The following is an 18,156-nucleotide window of genomic DNA, read 5'->3' as shown; positions in this document are numbered from 1 at the left end:
CGGGCGGTGTCCGCCGTCCGCGCCGGCGGGTGGCCGCCCGGCGGCCTTCACGTGGCCGCTCAGCGGCCGACCACCAGCCACGTCGCGGGGAGGTCGAGCCGTGAGCCGTCCGGTTCGAAGTCCGTGGTGGACAGCGGGAGCGCCCCGCCGGCGATCACGCGGAGCCCGGCGGCGGCGAACGGGGCGGCGGGATCCTCCGGGCGCGCGTCCCCGGCCCGGTCGGCTTCCCGTCCGGCGGGACCGCCGGACGGGGCGGGGGGCTCGGAGAGACGGGCGAGGTCGGACAGGCCGGGCGCGTCCAGGGGGCCGGGGAGGTCCCCGGCGCTCTCGGCCCCGGCGCCCCGGGCCAGGGCCGCTCGGGCCGTCGGGGTGGCCTCCACCACGAAGGCCCGGCCCCGTCCTCCGACGAGGGCCGCGACGGACTCGGCGACGCGCGACCGGTCGTCGGGCTCGCTGCGCTGGAGGACGCCGCGCAGGTAGACGTTGGTGTCGCCCAGCTCGTCGTGGAGGCGACGCATGGCGTCGGGGTCGGCGGCGTCGAGCTGCCGGAAGTCGGGAGCGGAGCGGCCCCCCGCGCCTTCGCCCACCACCGTCCGGGCGCGTTCCAGGGCCTCGGCGGACCGGTCGATGCCGACGCAGGGGTGGAAGCGCCCGGCCAGGAAGACCGTCCGGGCGCCGCTGCCGCAGTCGACGTCGACCAGCGGCAGGTCGGGGTCGACGTACTCCTCGAAGATCGGCAGGTGGACGGCGGCCGTGATCGCGGGATCGGTGTTCCAGACGCCTTCCCAGGTGTCGCCGCCGGTTCGTGAGGTGGCGTTCACGGGTCTCTCCTCTCCCCTGTCACGGGCGGCGGATCCGTCGGAGGGCCCGTCGCCGGGAGACCCGCCTACCCCGTTCGGCGCGGTTCGTGCATCCGGATTCCGGCGGGCGCGCGGCGGCCCCGGGGCGACCGGTCGCGCGCGCCCGTCCGGGCGGTGGGCACCCGCCGGCAGGGGCCCACCGTGCCGCGCCGGGCGTGGACGCGCGAGGAGGGGGGTAACCGGAGCCGCATGCTGAAACGCGCGCTGTGGCAGGGACTCGTCGCCGGTGCCACCGGGGTGGTGGTGATGACGCTGGGCGAGAAGGTGGAGCAGAGCCTGACCGGCCGGCCCGACTCCCACGTTCCGGCCCGGACGTTGGAACGCCTGACCGGCATGTCCGAGCGGCCCGGCCGGCAGTCGCCGTCGGTGAACCTGGCGATGCACTACGGCCAGGGCGCCCTGTTCGGGGTGCTGCGGTCGGTGATGGCGCACGCCGGGCTGCGCGGGCCGGTGGCGTCGGCGAAGTTCACCGTGGTGCGGTTGACCGGCGACCAGATCCTGGAGAACGCCACCGGTGTCGGCGCCCCGCCGTCGACCTGGCCGCGCGGGGAACTGGTGATCGACGTGCTGCACAAGGCCGTCTACGGATTCGTCACCGGAGCCGTCGCCGACGCCCTGGCCGCTCGCTCCGGCCCCGGCCCCGGACAGCGGCACGCCGCGCGGTGTGCGGGCCGCCACGCGGATGTCGGTCCGCTGCCCCGCCGGGAGGCCCACGGGCGGTAGGGGCCGACCGCGGGGCACGCACGTTCCGGAGGGCGGCCCCGTCGCCGCGCCGACGACCGACGACCGACAACCGACACAGACCGATGCTCCCCGCGTCGGCCTCCCACGGAGGCCCCGCCCGGGAGCCGACCGCCTCACGCTCGCCGCCCCGGCCGGGTTGACCCCAAGAAGGGAACAGATGTTCTATTCTTGGACGGCAGAGCGAGGAGGCCGCATGCGCTGGGACAACCTGGGCGACGACGGACCGGACGCGAGCGGCACCACGGCCGCCCTCTTCGGCACCGACGTGGTGACCCGCACGTTCGACACCCCCGAGTTCCGGGGCGTCACCTTCCACGAGGTGCGGGCCCGTTCGATCATCAACCGGGTGCCCGGCGCCTCCCGAATGCCGTTCGAATGGACCGTCAACCCCTACCGGGGCTGCACCCACGCCTGTGTGTACTGCTTCGCCCGTCGCAGCCACGCCTACCTGGACCTGGACACCGGCATCGACTTCGACACCCGGATCGTGGTGAAGACCAACGCCGACCGGCTGCTGCGCCGCGAACTGTCCTCGCCCCGCTGGCCCGGCCACCACATCGCCATGGGCACCAACGTCGACTGCTACCAACGCGCCGAGGGCCGCTACCGGCTGATGCCGGGCATCCTGGCCGCCCTGCGCGACCACGCCAACCCGTTCTCCATCCTCACCAAGGGCACCCTGATCCTGCGCGACCTGGAGCTGCTCCGCTCGGCCCGCGCCGTGGCGGAGGTGGGGGTGTCGGTGTCGGTGGCCTTCCTCGACGAGGAGTTGTGGCGCACCGTCGAGCCCGGCGCCCCGGCCCCCGAGCGACGGTTGGAGGTGGTGCGCGCCCTCGGCGAGCACGGCATCGGCTGCGGGGTCCTGATGGCCCCGGTGATCCCGTTCCTCTCCGACGGTCCGGCCCAACTGCGCGCGACGGTACGGGCGATAGCGGCGGCGGGCGCCACCTCCGTCACCCCGCTCGTCCTGCACCTGCGCCCCGGCGCCCGCGAGTGGTTCACGGCCTGGCTGGAGCGGCACCACCCCGGCCTGGTGCGCCACTACGAGGCGCTGTACGCCGACGGCGCCTACGCCCCCCGGTGGTACCAGCGCCGGATCACCCGTCAGGTGCACGAACTGGCCGAGGAGTACGGCATCGGCCCCGCCCGGCCGGGGGCGCACCGCCGTGTCACCGCCGCCCCGCACTGCGCTCCCGGGGCCGAACCGGGGCCGACCCAGCTCACCCTGTTGTAGGGGTCCTCCCGCCCCCGGCCCTCCCGGCCGGGGGCGCCTCCCACCGCGGGAGTCCCTCGGCGCCGCCCCCCGGACCGACCCGGTCGCCCGCCGTACACGCACCGGATCCCACCCGTTCACCGACACACCCTCACTTCGCCCGTACGGGCGCCGTCCGTCCGGCCTCCGGCGACCACCACAACCCTCCCACTGCGTTAGAGTGGGACCGCTCGCCGACATGGTCGGCCTGCTTCCACGCCACCTCCGGGGCCACCGCTCCGTCGTCGTCCGGAGCCTCGGGGGTGGCCCCCCCCGACACACCCCCCCTGAACGACCGCCCCGCGCGGGGCCCACGGGAGAAAGGCACACGACGATGGCCGTCTTCAAGCTGCGACTCACCGATGGTCGGGAGAGGCTGATCGAGGCCGGCCGGGCGGGACGCACCGCCGACGGTCAGATCGTCATCGAGGACGCCGACTCCCTGGGCGTGTGGGACTGCCTGGAGGAGTACCCGGCCGAGAAGGTGGCGGCCGTCTACCGGCGCGGCCCGGCCGAGAGCGGCATCTACACCTGGATCCCGCAGCCCGCCGAGGGCCGCTGGTGGAGTTACTGAGTCCCGCCGGACTTCCCCCCGGGTCCCACGCCCCCTTCGGGGGGCTCCGCGCCCGGGGCGGCGAGACTCGACCGCCGCCTGTGCCGTGAATCACAGGAGGCAGGGCGCCCCTGCCTGCGATTCGCAACTCGGCGACCGCTTCCAACTCTTACACCACGGTAAGTTCCTCCTGCTTCCGGGCGGCGCGACGCCCATGATCGTCCCGGGCGCCGGCGCCCGGCCGCACCGCGCGAACCGGCGGGCGGCGGACGGCGGGCGTCAGCCCACGGGGCCGGGCGGGTTGACCGCGGTGGCCTTGAAGAACGTGTAGTGCAGGGTGCCGCCGTCCTCCGCCGTCCGGTACAACTCGGCGATCCCCCGCCGCCAGTCGTCCTCGGTGACCAGCCCGAGGGCCGGCGCGTCCCGCCCCGCCTCCTCGAAGACGGGGATGAAGGTGCGGCGGGTGAAGCCCTCGACCAGCCGGGGGCGGGTCCGGTCGGCGTAGACGGTGCGCGGCCGCACCCGGACGTCGGCGTACCCGGCCGCGGACAGCAGCGGCTGCAGCCTGCGGCCGATCAGCGCGTCACCGCCCGCCTCGGCCTGGAGCCGGACCTGGCAATCGATCACCGCGCGGGCGTGGGGGCCGTCGGGGTGCAGGACCGCCGAGCCGTGGTCCCCCTCGATCACGGTGACCGTGCCCGACGGGCGCAGCAGCCGGCGCAGGGCGCGCAGCGCCCGCTCGGGCTCCCTCAGGTGCTCCAGCACGAAGCAGACGAAGACGTGGTCGAAGGACGCCTCGGGGAACGGCAGGTCGTACAGGTCGGCGTGGTGCCACTCCACCGCGGCGCCGGGGTGCTCGGCCGCCACCTTCGCCCGGGCCCGCTCCAGGGACTCCCCGTCGGCGTCGACCGCGGTGAAGCGTGCCCCGGGGCTGTTCGCGACCAGGTGCACCGTCTGGGCCCCGACCCCGCAGCCGGCCTCCAGCACCCGACTGCCGGCCGGGTAGGCCGTGTCCCCGTGCAACAGGGCGGCCAGGGTGTCCGCCTGGTCGCGCAGTCTGCGGGTCTCCCGGTCCGAGTACCCGTGTACGTATGCGGTCGCCGTCACGTCCGTGTCCCCTCGTGCCCGTCGCGTGGGTCGTCCGCGGGCGCCGGCCCGTCCGGCGCCCGCGGCCTCCATCCTGGGTCCACAATGGCCCGGTGGACAGGGCCATTGGACACGACACCGACAGGGCCGAAGCGGACAGGCGGGGAGCGGGCCGGGCCGGGACCGGCGCCGGAGCGGACTTCCTCCAACTCGACCCCCGCGAGGCCCCGCCCGGAGGGCTGGCCGACTGGCTGACCCACCGGCTGCGGACGGCGATCCTCGACGGCGGCCTGCCGGTGGGCACCCGGCTGCCCGCCACCCGCGCGCTGGCGGCGGAGTTGCGCGTGTCCCGGGGCGTGGTCACCGAGTCCTACCGGCGGCTGGGCGAGGACGGTCTCGTCACGGGGCGGGGTCGGGCCGGGACGACGGTGGCCGCCGCGCCCGTGCGACCCGCCGCTCCCCCGCCGCCTCCCCCGCGGTTTCCCGCGCCCGCCGCTCCCCCGTCGTCCGCGGAGGTGTTCGCCGCCGACCCCGGGCCGGACGTCTTCGACCTGTTGCGGGCGGTGCCCGCGCGGCTCGACCTCACCCCCGGCACCCCCGACCTGTCCGCCTTCCCCCGCAGGGCCTGGCTCCGGGCCGAGCGCCGTGTCCTGGAGGACGCGGCCGCCTCGCACCTGGGCTACGGCGACCCCCGCGGGGTGCCCGCCCTGCGGTCGGCCGTCGCCGGTTGGCTGGCCCGCAACCGCGGGATGCGGGTGGACCCCGACGAGGTGCTGATCACCTCCGGCACCGCCCAGGCCATCACCCTGTTCGGCCGGGTCCTGCGCGACGGCGGGGTGCGGGAGGTGGCGGTGGAGGACCCGGGGGCCCTGGGTGCCCGGATGCACCTGGCCGCCCTCGGCCTGGCCACCCCGCCGGTCCCGGTGGACCGGGAGGGGGTCCGCGTCGACGCGCTGCGCGCCACGGGTGCCTCGGCCGTCCTGCTCACCCCCGCCCACCAGTTCCCCACCGGGGTGGTGCTCGGCGGCGGGCGGCGCCGCGCGCTGATGGAGTGGGCCGACGCGGGCGGACTGGTCCTGGAGGACGACTACGACGCCGAGCACCGCTACGACCGCCCTCCGGTGCCCGCGCTGCGGTCGATGCTGCCGGGCCGCGTCGTCCACTGCGGCAGCGTCTCCAAACTGCTGGCCCCCGCCCTGCGGCTGGGTTGGGCGGTGGCGCCACCGCACCTGCGAAAGACGCTGGTGGAGGCCAGGCGGTACGCCGACCTGGGCGGCGCCGCGCTGCCGCAACTGGCGCTGGCCCGACTGATGGAGTCGGGCGAGCTGGAGCGCCACCTGCGCCTGCTGCGCGTCCGTCACCGCCGCCGCCGGGACGCGATGGTCGCGGCGGTCCGTGATCATCTGCCGGGCGCGGTCGTGCGGGGCGCCGCGGCGGGCCTGCACCTGACGGTCACCTTCCGGGCCGCCTTCCCGGACACCGAACTGGCCGCCGCCGCGCTCGCCCGGGGCGTGAAGACGCAACCGCTGTCCTGGCACGCGCAGCGGCCCGGTCCGCCGGGGCTCGTCCTGGGCTACGCCGCCCGGACCCCGGGCGAGATCCGCGAGGCGGTGGCCTCCCTGGGCGAAGCGGTGCGGGCGGTGGGGTGAGCCCGTGCGACGGACCGTCGCGGAAGCGGCCGCCTCACAGCCGCCGCAGCGCCTCGTCGGCCGCGGCGCGCAGCTCCTCGCGCTCCCGGGCGGCGAGCAGCACCAGTCGGGCCCGCGCGTCACCGAGCTCCCCCAGGCCCTCGACGCAGGCCCGCGCCACCGGCCAGGGGCGGCAGGGGCTCGCCAACAGCCGGTCCAGCACACGGATGAGGGTGGGCGCGGACAGCGGCGAGCGCAGCGCGGTGAGCAGTCTGACGGGGTGGAGGGCGTAGGAGACGCGCAGTTCGTTGTCGGCCAGCGCCGCGGCGGCCCGTGCGGTGCGCGGGTCGTCCAGGGCCAACAGGGCGCGGGCGGCGGCCGCGCAGCGGGCCGGGTCGCGGTGGTTGAGCAGGAACACCAGCGTCTCGAAGGCGCGGCGGTCGCCGGCCCCGCCCAGCGAACAGGCGGCCAGTTCCCGAGCCCACAACGGCCGCCCGGGGGCGGTGAGTTCGGCGGCGAGCGCGTCGCGGGCGGCGGGTGCGTCCTGCCGGGCCAGGGCCAACAGCCGCTCGAACCGGTCCGGTTCGGTGCGGGCCTCGTCCCGCAGTCGCTCCACCAGTGCGCCGTCCACCGTCCCCATGGTGTTCCCCACAGCTTCCACCGGCACGCCACCTCCCTGTGGTATGTGCCACACCCCTGGAAGCGGTCTACCCCCTGGCGGCGCCCTTACCCGCGCGTTAACCTGCTCATCGGAGCGGTACCCCCGCTCAATCGGACGGCCTGGTGACGCAGCCGTCCGACGCGCAGTCGGTTCGGCACCCCCACGCGGGCCGAGCACGGCCCCGGGACAGGGCCGTTCGGCTCGTTCGGCGCCCGCGTACGACGCGGGGCGGCGCGGTCGCGCCCGCCCGCGCGCTCTCTCGATTCTCCTCTTCCCTTTCAGTCGTCACCGCTTCTTTCCCCTCTGGAGTCCCGTGATGGACCGTCCCACCCTCCCCACCGTCGCCGTGGTCGGCCTCGGCACCATGGGCACCGGCATCGCCGAGGTCCTGGCCCGCTCCGGCCGCGAGGTCGTCGGCATCGACATCGACGAGAACGCCACCCGCCGGGCCGTCGCCGCCCTGGAGTCCTCCACCGCCCGCGCCGTGGAGCGCGGGCGGCTCACCGAGCGGGAGCGGCGGGACACGCTCGCCCGCTTCCGCGCCTTCGGCGACCTCCGGGCGGCCGCCGAGGCCGATCTGGTCGTCGAGGTCGTGCCGGAGGACTACGCGACCAAGCACCGGGTGATCACCGAACTCGACGACATCGTCGAGCCGTCGGCCGTCATCGCCACCGGCACCAATGCCCTGTCGGTCACCCGTCTGGCCGCCGACTCCGCCCACCCCGAGCGGGTGGTGGGCCTGCACTTCTTCAACCCCGCGCCCGCGATGAAGCTGGTCGAGGTCGTCTCCAGCGTGCTGACCTCCCCCGAGGCGGTCGCCGCGGTCACCGACCTCGCCCACGACCTGGGCAAGGAACCGATCGCGGTCGGCGACCGGCCCGGCTTCGTCGCCGACGGCCTGCTGTTCGGCTACCTCAACCAGGCCGCGGCGATGTACGAGGCGAAGTACGCCACCCGCGAGGACATCGACGCCGCGATGCGGTTGGGCTGCGGTCTGCCGATGGGCCCGCTGGCCCTGCTGGACCTGATCGGCGTCGACACCGCCCGCACCGTCCTGGAGGCGATGTACGCCGCCTCCCGCGACCGGCTCCACGCGCCCGCGCCGATCCTGGGCCGGCTTGCCGCCGCCGGTCTGACCGGCCGCAAGGCCGGCCGCGGCTTCTACACCTACGAGGCGCCCGGGTCGGCGACCGTCGTGCCGGACGCGCCGGCCCCGCGCGAGGGCGGGACCACCGGGACGCCGCGCGAGGTGCGCTCGGTCGGCGTGGTGGGGTCGGGCACCATGGCCTGCGGCATCGCCCAGGTGTTCGCCACCGCGGGCCACCGGGTGGTGCTGGTCGCCCGCGGCGTGGAGAAGGCGGAGCGGGCCAGGGCGCGCGTCGCCTCCTCGCTGGAGCGGTCGGTCCGGAAGGGCCGGATGACGGCCGAGGCCCGCGAGGAGGCCCTGGCCGGGATCGTTCCGGCCGGCGAGCCGGCCGCGCTGGCCGACGTCGACCTGGTCGTCGAGGCGGTGGCCGAGGACCTGGCGGTCAAGAGGAGCCTGTTCGCGACGTTGGACGCGGTGTGCAGGCCGGGCGCGGTGCTGGCCACCACCACCTCCTCGCTGCCCGTGGTCGCCTGCGCCCGCGCCACCTCGCGTCCGCAGGACGTCGTCGGGATGCACTTCTTCAACCCCGCGCCCGCGATGAAGCTGGTCGAGGTGGTCCGCACCGTGCTGACCGACGACGACGTCCACGCCACCGCGCGCGAGGTGTGCGCCTCGCTCCGCAAGCACCCGGTGGACTGCGGCGACCGGGCGGGCTTCATCGTCAACGCGCTGCTCTTCCCGTACCTGAACAACGCGGTCAAGATGGTGCAGGAGCACTACGCGACCATGGACGACATCGACACGGCCATGAAGCTCGGCGGCGGCTACCCGATGGGGCCGTTCGAGTTGTTGGACGTGGTCGGCCTGGACGTGTCGTTGGCGATCGAGCGGGTGCTGCACCGGGAGTTCCGCGAGCCGGGCCTGGCTCCGGCTCCGCTGTTGGAGCACCTGGTGGCGGCGGGCCGCACGGGCCGCAAGACGGGGCGCGGCTTCCGCGAGTACGCGAGGCGGTGACCGGGGCGGACCGGGCCTTCCCGCCGCACGCGGATCCCGGGTGGGGCGGGCTGCTGGAGCCCGGTGAACCGTCCGCCGGCGGTGGTGGGCCGTGTACCGTTCCACACATGTCCCAGACCGTGAAGCCCGCGCGTCCCCAGGTGCCGAACCAGCGACTGAAGATGCGTCGGGAGTTGGCCGCGGCCGCGATGGAACTCTTCGCCACCAAGGGCTACGAGGAGACCACGGTCGACGAGATCGCCGCGGCGGCCGGCGTGGCCCGACGCACCTTCTTCCGGCACTTCCGCTCCAAGGAGGAGGCGATCTTCCCGGACCACGACGACACCCTGGAACGGGCCCGTGCGGTGTTGGACGCCGCGCCTCCGCACGAGAACCCGCTGGACACCGTCTGCCGGGGCATCAAGGAGGTCATGAAGATGTACGCGGCCTCCCCGGCGGTCTCGGTCGAGCGGTACAAGCTCACCCGCAAGGTGCCCACCCTGCGGGAGCGGGAGATCGCCTCGGTGGCCCGCTACGAGCGGTTGTTCACGCGCTACCTGCTGGGCCACTTCGACGAGGCCGCGCTCTCCCACCGGGACGGCGACGACGCCGGCCCGGACGAACCGCTGCTGGCGGAGGTGGCCGCGTCGGCGGTGGTCACCGCGCACAACCACGTGCTGCGGCGCTGGCTGCGGGCGGGCGGCCAGGGGGACGTGGAGGCCCAACTCGACCGGGCCTTCGCCACGGTGCGGCGGACCTTCGGGACGGGCTTCGTGGCCGGCCGGGCGACGGCCGGCGGGGGTCCGTTCCCCGCGGCGGGGAACGCCGTGGAGGTCGAGCGCGCCGCGGTGAGCGACACCGGCGAGGTGCTGGTGGCGGTGGCGCGTACGGACGCGCCGCTGGAGCGGGTGATGCGCACCCTTGAGGAGGCCCTGCGCAAGGGCTGAGCACCGAGTGCCGCCTTCCGCGGCGGAACGAAGCGGAACGGTTCGACAGAGAACGACACGACAGCACACACGAGCGCGGTCGCCTCATCGAGAGGCGGCCGCGCTCGCTCATGTGGGCGGCCCCGGGGACAGTTGAGAGAAATTCTTGGCACGTAGTGCCTTGTGCACTGGCACGCAGTGCCATAACGTGCTCGGTGTCCGGGCACCGTCCCCACGGTCACTGCCGTGCGTCCGGACGCCTGCGTCACAGGCCTTCAGCGCTACCGCGCCGAGCCGCAACACCCTCGCCGAACCGACGGCACAGCAGCTCAGAGACCGAAGAAGACCCCAGCGACCCTCAAGCGTCCCCGAACGCTCGCCGGAGGCCCACGTGAAGGACATCCTGGACGCGATCCTCGCGTCGGACAGCACGCCCGCAGACTTCGCCCACCTCGCCCTGCCCGAGTCCTACCGCGCGGTGACCGTGCACAAGGACGAGGTCGAGATGTTCGACGGCCTGCCCACCCGGGAGAAGGACCCCCGCAAGTCGCTGCACCTGGACGAGGTCCCGGTGCCCGAACTGGGGCCCGGCGAGGCCCTGGTGGCGGTGATGGCCAGCTCCGTGAACTACAACTCGGTGTGGACCTCGATCTTCGAGCCGCTGCCGACCTTCGGCTTCCTGGAGCGCTACGGCCGCACCTCGCCGCTGGCCAAGCGCCACGACCTGCCGTACCACATCATCGGCTCCGACCTGGCGGGCGTGGTGCTGCGCACCGGTCCCGGCGTGGGCGCCTGGCGGCCCGGCGACGAGGTCGTCGCCCACTGCCTGTCGGTGGAGTTGGAGAGCGCCGACGGCCACGACGACACCATGCTCGACCCCGAGCAGCGCATCTGGGGCTTCGAGACCAACTTCGGCGGCCTGGCCGAGATCGCGCTGGTGAAGTCCAACCAGCTCATGCCCAAGCCCGCCCACCTGTCCTGGGAGGAGGCGGCCGCTCCGGGCCTGGTGAACTCCACCGCCTACCGGCAGCTGGTCTCCCGCAACGGCGCCGGGATGAAGCAGGGCGACAACGTGCTGATCTGGGGCGCCTCCGGCGGCCTGGGCTCCTACGCCACCCAGTTCGCGCTGGCCGGCGGCGCCAACCCCGTCTGCGTGGTCTCCAGCGAGAAGAAGGCGGAGCTCTGCCGGGCCATGGGCGCGGAGGCGATCATCGACCGTTCGGCCGAGGACTACCGGTTCTGGAAGGACGAGCACACCCAGGACCCCAAGGAGTGGAAGCGCTTCGGCAAGCGCATCCGCGAGCTGACCGGCGGCGAGGACGTGGACATCGTCTTCGAGCACCCCGGACGCGAGACCTTCGGTGCCTCCGTCTACGTCACCCGCAAGGGCGGCACCATCGTCACCTGCGCCTCCACCTCCGGCTACCTGCACAGCTACGACAACCGCTACCTGTGGATGTCGCTGAAGCGCATCGTCGGCTCCCACTTCGCCAACTACCGCGAGGCGTGGGAGGCCAACCGTCTGATCGCCAAGGGGAAGATCCACCCCACCCTCTCGAAGACCTACCCCCTGCACGAGACCGGGCAGGCCGCCCACGACGTGCACCGCAACGCCCACCAGGGCAAGGTCGGCGTGCTGTGCCTCGCACCGCGGGAGGGCATGGGCGTGCGCGACGAGGAGAAGCGCGCGAAGCACATCGACGCCATCAACCGCTTCCGGAACGTGTAGGGGGCACCCATGGCAGAGCGCCGGAAGGACCGTCCGTGGCTGATGCGGACGTACGCCGGGCACTCCACGGCCGAGGCGTCCAACGAGCTGTACCGCCGCAACCTCGCCAAGGGCCAGACGGGGCTGTCGGTCGCGTTCGACCTGCCCACCCAGACCGGCTACGACCCCGACCACGTCCTCGCCCGCGGCGAGGTCGGCCGGGTCGGGGTCCCGGTCTCCCACCTGGGCGACATGCGGCGGCTGTTCCACGGCATCCCCCTGGAGCGGACGAACACCTCGATGACCATCAACGCCACCGCCATGTGGCTGCTGGCGCTGTACCAGGTGGTCGCCGAGGAACAGGGCGCGGACGTCTCCGGGCTGTCGGGGACGACGCAGAACGACATCGTCAAGGAGTACCTCTCGCGCGGGACGCACGTCTTCCCGCCGGGTCCCTCCCTGCGCCTGACCACCGACGTGATCGCCCACACCGTGGCGAACATGCCCAGGTGGAACCCGATCAACATCTGCAGCTACCACCTGCAGGAGGCCGGGGCCACCCCGGTGCAGGAGATCGCGTACGCCATGTCGACGGCCATCGCGGTGCTGGACGCGGTGCGCGACTCCGGACAGGTGGCGGCCGAGCGGATGGGCGACGTCGTCGGACGGATCTCCTTCTTCGTCAACGCGGGCGTCCGCTTCGTCGAGGAGATGTGCAAGATGCGGGCCTTCACCCGCATCTGGGACCGGATCACGCGCGAGCGCTACGGGATCGAGGACCCCAGGCACCGCCGCTTCCGCTACGGCGTCCAGGTCAACTCCCTCGGGCTGACCGAGGCGCAGCCGGAGAACAACGTCCAGCGGATCGTGCTGGAGATGCTGGCCGTCACCCTCTCCAAGGACGCCCGTGCCCGCGCCGTGCAGCTGCCCGCCTGGAACGAGGCGCTGGGCCTGCCCCGGCCCTGGGACCAACAGTGGTCGCTCCGCATCCAACAGGTGCTCGCCCACGAGAGCGACCTGCTGGAGTACGACGACCTGTTCGCCGGGTCGCGCGTGGTGGAGGCCAGGACCGCCGAGCTGACCGAGGGCGCGTGGGCCGAGATCGAGCGCGTCCAGGAGATGGGGGGCGCCATGGCCGCGGTGGAGTCCGGCTACCTGAAGTCGCGGCTGGTCGCCTCGCACGCCGAACGGCGGGCCCGCATCGAGTCCGGCGAGGAGAAGATCGTCGGGGTCAACTGCTTCGAGTCCACCGAGCCCAGCCCGCTCACCGCCGACCTGGACACGGCCGTCATGACCGTGGACACGGCGGTGGAGCGGAACGTCGTCGCCGCCCTCCAGCGGTGGCGGGACGAGCGGGACGAGGGCCGCGCCCACCGGGCGCTGGCCGAGCTGAAGCGGGTCGCCGCGGGCGACGGCAACCTGATGCCGGCCACCGTCGAGTGCGCCCGCGCCGGGGTGACCACCGGGGAGTGGGCCTGGGCGCTGCGGGACGTCTTCGGCGAGTACCGGGCCCCCACCGGGGTGAGTTCGGCGCCGGTGGCCACCGGCGCCGAGGAGGGTTCCGCGCTCGCCTCCGTGCGCGCGAAGGTGGCGGCCACCACCGCCGAGCTGGGCTGCGGCGCCCTGCGCCTGCTGGTCGGCAAGCCCGGCCTGGACGGGCACAGCAACGGGGCCGAGCAGATCGCGGTGCGGGCCCGCGACGCGGGCTTCGAGGTGGTCTACCAGGGCATCCGGCTCACTCCCGAGCAGATCGTGTCGGCGGCCGTCGCCGAGGACGTGCACTGCGTCGGGCTGTCGATCCTCTCCGGCTCGCACGCCGAGCTGGTGCCCGACGTGCTGGACCGGCTGCGCCGGGCCGGTGTGGAGGACATCCCCGTCATCGTCGGCGGCATCATTCCGCGCGCCGACGCCGAGGCGCTGCGCTCCGCCGGAGTCGCCGCGGTCTTCACCCCGAAGGACTTCGGCATCACGGAGATCATCGGCCGTATCGTCGACGAGATCCGCACAGCGAACAAGCTCGACCCCCTGGAGGTCCCCGCATGACGCCCCCCGCACGCACGTCCGCTTCCGTGAACCGGCTGCGGCCGCGCCGTTCCTGCCTGGCCGTCCCCGGGAGCAACCCGCGCTTCCTGGAGAAGGCCCAGGGCCTGGCGGCCGACCAGGTCTTCCTGGACCTGGAGGACGCCTGCGCGCCGCTGGCCAAGCCCGAGGCCCGCAACACCATCGTGAAGTTCCTCAACGAGGGCGACTGGACGGGCAAGACCCGGGTCGTGCGCGTCAACGACTGGACCACCCACTGGACGTACCGCGACGTGGTCACGGTCGTCGAGGGCGCGGGCGCCAACCTGGACTGCCTCATGCTGCCGAAGGTGCAGGACGCCGCCCAGGTCAAGGCGTTGGACATGCTGCTGACCCAGATCGAGACGACGATGGGCCTCGAGGTCGGCCGCATCGGCATCGAGGCGCAGATCGAGAACGCCAGGGGCCTGGTGAACGTCGACGAGATCGCGGCGGCCTCGCCGCGGCTGGAGACCATCGTCTTCGGCCCGGCCGACTTCATGGCCTCCATCAACATGAAGTCCCTGGTCGTGGGCGAACAGCCGCCGGGCTACCCGGCCGACGCCTACCACTACATCCTGATGCGCATCCTGATGGCCGCCCGCGCCCACGACCTCCAGGCGATCGACGGGCCGTACCTCCAGATCAGGAACGTGGACGGCTTCCGCGACGTCGCCCGGCGCGCCGCGGCCCTCGGCTTCGACGGCAAGTGGGTGCTGCACCCGGGGCAGGTCGAGGCGGCCAACGAGGTCTTCTCCCCCTCGCAGGAGGACTACGACCACGCCGAGCTGATCCTCGACGCGTACGAGTACTTCACCTCCGAGGAGGGCGGCAAGAAGGGCTCGGCGATGCTCGGCGACGAGATGATCGACGAGGCCAGCCGCAAGATGGCCCTGGTCGTCGCGGGCAAGGGCCGGGCCGCCGGCATGGAGCGGACCTCGAAGTTCCAGCCGCCGACCGCCTGATCCCCGTGGCGCGGCCGGCCCGCCACCGGGCCGGCCGCCACCGGCGGTCGCGCCGCGTCCGCCCCGCTCGCGCCATGCCGCGGCCCCGCCCCCGTCCGGCGGGACCGCCACACCACCGGAGAGTCACACCATGCAGTTCGGCCGCACCTACGAGGAGTTCGAGGTCGGTGCCGTCTACCGGCACTGGCCCGGCAAGACGGTCACCGAGTACGACGACCACCTCTTCTGTCTGCTGACCATGAATCACCACCCGCTCCACCTGGACGCGCACTACGCCGGTGAGACGACGGACTTCGGCCGGAACGTGGTGGTCGGCAACTACGTCTACTCGCTGCTGCTGGGCATGTCCGTCCCGGACGTCTCCGGCAAGGCGATCGCCAACCTGGAGATCGAGTCGCTGCGGCACGTGGCGCCGACCTTCCACGGCGACACGATCTACGGCGAGACCACCGTCCTGGACAAGGTCCCGTCGCGCTCCAGGTCCGATCGCGGCATCGTCCACGTCGAGACGAAGGGCTACAAGCAGGACGGCACCCTGGTGTGCGTCTTCCGCCGCAAGGTGATGGTGCCCACCGCCGAGTACGTCCGGGAGCGCGGGGGAGAGCAGCCCGGCCGCCCCGAGCTCCGCGAACCCGAGAAGAAGCCCGGGAAGAAGTCCGACAGGAGGGGCGAGTGACATGGGGCGCCTGGCGCAGACCGAGGGACTGACGGACGTCCAGCAGGAGATCGTCTCCACCGTCCGCGACTTCGTCGACAAGGAGATCATTCCCGTCGCCACCGAGCTGGAGCACCGGGACGAGTACCCGACCCGGATCGTGGAGGGCCTGAAGGACCTGGGGATCTTCGGCCTGACGATCCCCGAGGAGTACGGCGGCCTCGGGGAGTCGCTGCTCACCTACGCGCTGTGCGTGGAGGAGATCGCCCGCGGCTGGATGAGCGTGTCCGGCATCATCAACACGCACTTCATCGTCGCGTACATGCTCAAGCAGTACGGCACCGACGAGCAGAAGGACCACTTCCTGCCCCGGATGGCGGCCGGCGAGGTCCGGGGCGCCTTCTCGATGTCCGAGCCGGGCCTGGGCTCGGACGTGTCGGCCATCACCACCAAGGGGGTGCGCGACGGCGACGAGTACGTGCTCACCGGCCAGAAGATGTGGCTGACCAACGGGGGCACGTCCTCGCTGGTCGCGGTGTTGTGCCGGACCGACGAGGGGCTGCCGGAGGGGGCGGCGCCCCACAGGTCGATGACCACCTTCCTCGTCGAGAAGGAACCCGGTTTCGGCCAGGTCGGGCCGGGTCTGACCATCCCCGGCAAGATCGACAAGATGGGCTACAAGGGCGTCGACACCACCGAGCTGATCCTGGACGGCCTGCGCGTCCCGGCGAACCGGGTGTTGGGGGGCACCACCGGCCGCGGCTTCTACCAGATGATGGACGGCGTCGAGGTCGGCCGGGTGAACGTGGCCGCGCGCGGCTGCGGCGTGGCCCGGCGCGCCTTCGAACTGGGCATTTCCTACGCCCAGCAACGGCACACCTTCGGCAAGCCCATCGCCCAGCACCAGGCGATCCAGTTCAAGTTGGCCGAAATGGCCACCAAAGTGGAGGCAGCACACGCCCTGATGGTCGGCGCCGCGCGGAAGAAGGACTCCGGGCAGCGCAACGACCTGGAGGCGGGCATGGCCAAATATCTCGCGTCGGAGTACTGCAAGGAGGTCGTCGAGGACGCGTTCCGGATCCACGGCGGTTACGGTTTCTCGAAGGAGTACGAGATCGAACGGCTCTACCGTGAGGCCCCGATGCTCCTGATCGGCGAGGGCACGGCCGAGATCCAGAAGATGATCGTTGGGCGCCGACTCCTGGAGGAGTACAAGATCCAGGGGTAGAATGTCTTCTTCGGGGTGTTTTTCCGCAGGTTGGGACGGCACCCCGGAGCAAGGCTTTCCGGGGGGTTCCCGATCCCGACTGGTGCTCTGGCTTGCCCAGTTGCCACCGGTAACCGATAGCATCCCGGGAAAGCCGCCGTCCCCCGTGTATACGCGGCACCCTCCGCTACGAAGGTCATCCATGCCCCACAGCTCACCCTCTGCACCACGCGGCCGAATCCGTCTCGCGCGCGGAGCATCGCCGTGGCTCCTCCCGACCGTCGCCACCGCCGCCCTCAGCCTGGCCCGCGCCAGACGCTCCAGGGGCGCGGCGGTGGCGGCCGTGCCCGCCACCGCCCTGGCGGCGGGCATGCTGTGGTTCTTCCGCGACCCCGAGCGAGAGATCGCCCAGGGCCGCGTCATCTCCCCGGCCGACGGCGTGGTGCAGAGCATCATGCCGTGGAAGGACGGGCGCACCCGCGTCGCGATCTTCATGAGTCCGCTGAACGTCCACGTCAACCGCGCCCCCCTGGCGGGGACGGTGACGTCCGTCGAGCACGTGCCCGGCGGTTACGTCCCGGCGTTCAACAAGGAGAGCGAGAACAACGAGCGGGTCGTCTGGCACTTCGACACCGAACTGGGCGACATCGAGATGGTCCAGATCGCCGGCGCCGTGGCCCGGCGGATCGTGCCCTACGTCGAGCAGGGCGCCAAGGTCGAGCAGGGCGAGCGGATCGGTCTGATCCGCTTCGGCTCCCGCGTCGACCTCTACCTCCCGGAGGGTGTCGAGGTCGACGTCGAGGTCGGCCGGCCCACGACCGCGGGGGTGACTCGCCTTGACCGTGATTGACCCCAAGACCGAGTGGGTCCCCGAGGCGGAGCTCGACGACGACGCCGACGAGATGGACGACATGCCGCTGTCCATGCGGCTGTCGATAGCCGACGCGCTCACCCTCGGCAACGCCACCTGCGGCTTCATGGCCGTGTACTTCACCACCACCGGTGTGCTCATCCCGCACCTGACCGGCAACGGGGACGGCGGCATGGCCCGCCACAGTGCCGCGACCGCCGTGATGCTGATGTTGCTGGCGTCGGTCTTCGACCTCTTCGACGGGCTGGTGGCGCGCAAGCTGCGCAGCTCGGCGATGGGCGCGGAGCTGGACAACCTCTCCGACCTGATCAGCTTCGGGCTGGCGCCCGCGTACTTCGTCCTGGTCTGGGGGATGGTGGCCAACGACGCGCACCAGGCGGTCTCGGTGCTCGCCGGGGTCGTGGTGTTGCTGGCGGTGGTGCTGCGACTGGCGCGATTCTCCTGCGTCACCCTGCCCAACGGGGTCTTCCAGGGCATGCCCAGCCCCTTCGGGGCGCTGACGGTGGTCTCGATCGTGCTGCTGGAGCTGCCGTTCGTGCCCACGCTGCTGGCGATCGTCGGGGTGGCCTGGCTGATGGTGAGCCGGGTGGAGTACCCCAAGCCGCGGGGCCTTCTGGCCGTGGCGATGCTCTGCTGGATCGCGCTGAGCATGGCCCTGCTGACGGCCTGGGCCTTCGACGCCCCGGGCGGCGAGCTGCTGCTGGAGAGCGGCTGCGCCCTCCAGTTGGTGCTGGGCGCGGTGATCCCGCTGTTCGCCACGGCGCGGCGGGTCCACGCCTTCCGCGACAACCGGCGGGAGGCACGGGCGACGGCGCAGCCCTAGCCGCCGGGGAGGACGGCTCGCTCTCGGGCGCCGTACGGGTCCCATCGACCCGTACGGCGCCCGTCGTCCTTCCGGTCCG

16 protein-coding genes are annotated in these 18,156 nt (G+C 73.0%); 13 read left to right on the top strand and 3 right to left on the bottom strand.

Annotated features, from left to right (window positions below; genetic code table 11):
- Nucleotides 1-59 precede the first annotated feature (59 nt).
- Nucleotides 60-821, bottom strand: coding sequence for a class I SAM-dependent methyltransferase (locus tag F0L17_RS21335; RefSeq protein WP_162466524.1), 762 nt, complete (start codon nucleotides 819-821; stop codon nucleotides 60-62).
- A 228-nt stretch (nucleotides 822-1,049) separates the two neighbouring features.
- On the opposite strand from F0L17_RS21335, the gene F0L17_RS21330 reads away from it, so the two are divergent.
- The 3 genes from F0L17_RS21330 (at nucleotide 1,050) to F0L17_RS21320 (ending at nucleotide 3,430) form a co-directional block, all read left to right on the top strand.
- A complete protein-coding gene (locus F0L17_RS21330) occupies nucleotides 1,050-1,583 on the top strand; it encodes a hypothetical protein (protein ID WP_155072317.1) in 534 nt (177 codons plus the stop codon).
- 214 nt (nucleotides 1,584-1,797) lie between these two features.
- Nucleotides 1,798-2,838 (top strand): Rv2578c family radical SAM protein, encoded by a 1,041-nt coding sequence (locus F0L17_RS21325; protein ID WP_155072316.1) that lies wholly within the window; start codon nucleotides 1,798-1,800, stop codon nucleotides 2,836-2,838.
- Nucleotides 2,839-3,190: 352 nt separating this feature from the next.
- The gene (locus tag F0L17_RS21320) at nucleotides 3,191-3,430 is read left to right on the top strand and encodes a hypothetical protein (RefSeq protein WP_155072315.1); all 240 of its coding nucleotides are present in this window, start codon (nucleotides 3,191-3,193) and stop codon (nucleotides 3,428-3,430) included.
- Between the two features lie 258 nt (nucleotides 3,431-3,688).
- Here the strand turns inward: F0L17_RS21320 and F0L17_RS21315 are convergent, their stop codons facing one another.
- Nucleotides 3,689-4,516, bottom strand: a complete 828-nt coding sequence (locus tag F0L17_RS21315; protein ID WP_338018166.1) for a methyltransferase domain-containing protein — start codon at nucleotides 4,514-4,516, stop codon at nucleotides 3,689-3,691.
- A 92-nt stretch (nucleotides 4,517-4,608) separates the two neighbouring features.
- Here F0L17_RS21315 and pdxR point away from each other — a divergent pair, with 92 nt between their 5' ends.
- Nucleotides 4,609-6,144, top strand: coding sequence for a MocR-like pyridoxine biosynthesis transcription factor PdxR (pdxR, locus tag F0L17_RS21310; protein WP_338018165.1), 1,536 nt, complete (start codon nucleotides 4,609-4,611; stop codon nucleotides 6,142-6,144).
- A 34-nt stretch (nucleotides 6,145-6,178) separates the two neighbouring features.
- Here the strand turns inward: pdxR and F0L17_RS21305 are convergent, their stop codons facing one another.
- Nucleotides 6,179-6,763: a HEAT repeat domain-containing protein gene (locus F0L17_RS21305; RefSeq protein WP_155073970.1), complete on the bottom strand. Its 585-nt coding sequence runs from the start codon at nucleotides 6,761-6,763 to the stop codon at nucleotides 6,179-6,181.
- A 337-nt stretch (nucleotides 6,764-7,100) separates the two neighbouring features.
- Between F0L17_RS21305 and F0L17_RS21300 the strand changes: the two genes are divergently transcribed.
- The 9 genes from F0L17_RS21300 to pssA all read left to right on the top strand — a co-directional run bounded on the left by F0L17_RS21300 (nucleotide 7,101) and on the right by pssA (nucleotide 18,077).
- Nucleotides 7,101-8,885, top strand: coding sequence for a 3-hydroxyacyl-CoA dehydrogenase family protein (locus F0L17_RS21300; protein WP_155072312.1), 1,785 nt, complete (start codon nucleotides 7,101-7,103; stop codon nucleotides 8,883-8,885).
- A 107-nt stretch (nucleotides 8,886-8,992) separates the two neighbouring features.
- Entirely contained in the window at nucleotides 8,993-9,811 is an 819-nt protein-coding gene (locus F0L17_RS21295; RefSeq protein WP_202917903.1) for a TetR family transcriptional regulator, read from the top strand.
- 370 nt (nucleotides 9,812-10,181) lie between these two features.
- Nucleotides 10,182-11,519 (top strand): crotonyl-CoA carboxylase/reductase, encoded by a 1,338-nt coding sequence (gene ccrA, locus F0L17_RS21290; RefSeq protein ID WP_162466522.1) that lies wholly within the window; start codon nucleotides 10,182-10,184, stop codon nucleotides 11,517-11,519.
- A 9-nt stretch (nucleotides 11,520-11,528) separates the two neighbouring features.
- On the top strand, nucleotides 11,529-13,541 hold the full coding sequence (locus F0L17_RS21285; protein WP_155072311.1) for a protein meaA: 2,013 nt from the start codon (nucleotides 11,529-11,531) through the stop codon (nucleotides 13,539-13,541).
- Nucleotides 13,538-14,521, top strand: coding sequence for an HpcH/HpaI aldolase/citrate lyase family protein (locus F0L17_RS21280; RefSeq protein WP_155072310.1), 984 nt, complete (start codon nucleotides 13,538-13,540; stop codon nucleotides 14,519-14,521). Before F0L17_RS21285 ends, F0L17_RS21280 begins: the two co-directional genes overlap by 4 nt.
- A 130-nt stretch (nucleotides 14,522-14,651) precedes the next feature.
- A complete protein-coding gene (locus F0L17_RS21275) occupies nucleotides 14,652-15,197 on the top strand; it encodes a MaoC family dehydratase (protein WP_155072309.1) in 546 nt (181 codons plus the stop codon).
- Nucleotide 15,198: 1 nt separating this feature from the next.
- A complete protein-coding gene (locus tag F0L17_RS21270; RefSeq protein ID WP_155072308.1) occupies nucleotides 15,199-16,404 on the top strand; it encodes an acyl-CoA dehydrogenase family protein in 1,206 nt (401 codons plus the stop codon).
- A 181-nt stretch (nucleotides 16,405-16,585) separates the two neighbouring features.
- Complete coding sequence (locus F0L17_RS21265) at nucleotides 16,586-17,233, top strand: phosphatidylserine decarboxylase (protein ID WP_155072307.1); 648 nt, start codon at nucleotides 16,586-16,588, stop codon at nucleotides 17,231-17,233.
- Nucleotides 17,220-18,077: a CDP-diacylglycerol--serine O-phosphatidyltransferase gene (gene pssA / locus F0L17_RS21260; RefSeq protein WP_238419508.1), complete on the top strand. Its 858-nt coding sequence runs from the start codon at nucleotides 17,220-17,222 to the stop codon at nucleotides 18,075-18,077. The genes F0L17_RS21265 and pssA overlap by 14 nt, the downstream gene beginning before the upstream one ends.
- The last annotated feature ends 79 nt before the right edge of the window (nucleotides 18,078-18,156 follow it).

The sequence above is a fragment of the Streptomyces taklimakanensis genome (genome assembly GCF_009709575.1).
GTDB lineage: Bacteria > Actinomycetota > Actinomycetes > Streptomycetales > Streptomycetaceae > Streptomyces > Streptomyces taklimakanensis.
Note: the sequence above shows the minus strand (reverse complement) of the source record. Positions and strands in the feature narration are given on the sequence as shown.